Source organism: Mesorhizobium sp. M0340, from assembly GCF_040321535.1.
GTDB lineage: Bacteria > Pseudomonadota > Alphaproteobacteria > Rhizobiales > Rhizobiaceae > Mesorhizobium.
Window position 1 is genome coordinate 1 of sequence record NZ_JAMYRR010000072.1, and the last position, 1,155, is coordinate 1,155.

Below are 1,155 nucleotides of genomic sequence, written 5' to 3' on the forward strand. Positions count from 1 at the left end.
AGAGTGTTCGGTGATGGAGGAACGTCTTCGCTTTGTGGCTCGCCTGCTCGACGGAGAAGGCATGAGCGCGGTGTGCCGGGAGTTCGGGATCTCGCGCAAGACCGGCTACAAGATATTCAACCGCTACAGGCAAGAGGGGTTGGAGGCGCTTTGCGACCGCTCGCGGCGGCCGGTACGCTATGCCAACCAACTGCCCGAGCAGATCGAGCGGCTGATCGTCGAGAGCAAGCGCGACAAGCCGCACTGGGGCGCCAGGAAGATCAGGGAGCTGCTGATCAGGAAGCTCGCCGGCGATGTGCGCATCCCGGCCAAGAGCACGGTGCATGCTGTGCTCGACCGCCACGGCCTTGTGAGCCAGGCCCGCAAGAGGAACCGGGCGAACAAGGCCATGGGCACGCCGCTGTCGCAGGCCGCCGTCCCCAACGATCTGTGGTGCGCTGACTTCAAGGGCGAGTTCAAGCTCGGCAACGGTCGCTACTGTTACCCCCTGACGGTGACCGACCAGGCCTCGCGCTACCTGCTTCTCGCCGAAGCGCTTGAAGCGACACGGGAAGCGCCGGTCATCGAGGCCTTCGTCCGGCTGTTCAGGGAACGCGGCCTGCCGCTCGCCATTCGAAGCGACAACGGGTCCCCTTCGCCAGCCCCTACGGCTCTACAATCTGTCGAAGCTGTCGGTCTGGTGGTTGAGGCTCGGCATTGCCATCGAGCGCATCAAGCCCGGCAACCCGCAACAGAACGGCCGCCACGAGCGCATGCACCGCACCTTGAAGCAGGAGACCACGCGGCCCCCGGGCATGAATGCCCTGCAACAGCAGGCCAGATTTGACGCTTTCATCAGCGAATTCAACCAGGAAAGGCCGCATGAGGCGTTGGCCATGAAGCTACCAACGGAACTCTACACGCCCTCTTCACGGCCGTATTCCGGCCTGCCGGAGCTGACCTATCCCCTCCATGACAAGGACATCCTGGTCACGCCTGCGGCCGCATCTGCATGATGAGGAAGAAGATCAACGTCTCGACCGTGCTCGCCGGTCAGAGGCTCGGAATAAAGGAGGTCGACGACGGCATTTGGCTCGTAAGCTTCATGCACTATGATCTGGGATATATCGACCTGGAACAGAGAACCTTGCAGACCATCGACAACCCGTTCGGCAC

The 1,155-nt window shown here is 62.4% G+C and carries 1 pseudogene; it reads left to right on the forward strand.

The window, feature by feature from the left end:
- Window positions 1-1,155: pseudogene (locus NKI79_RS33100) on the forward strand (integrase core domain-containing protein); the annotation flags it as partial.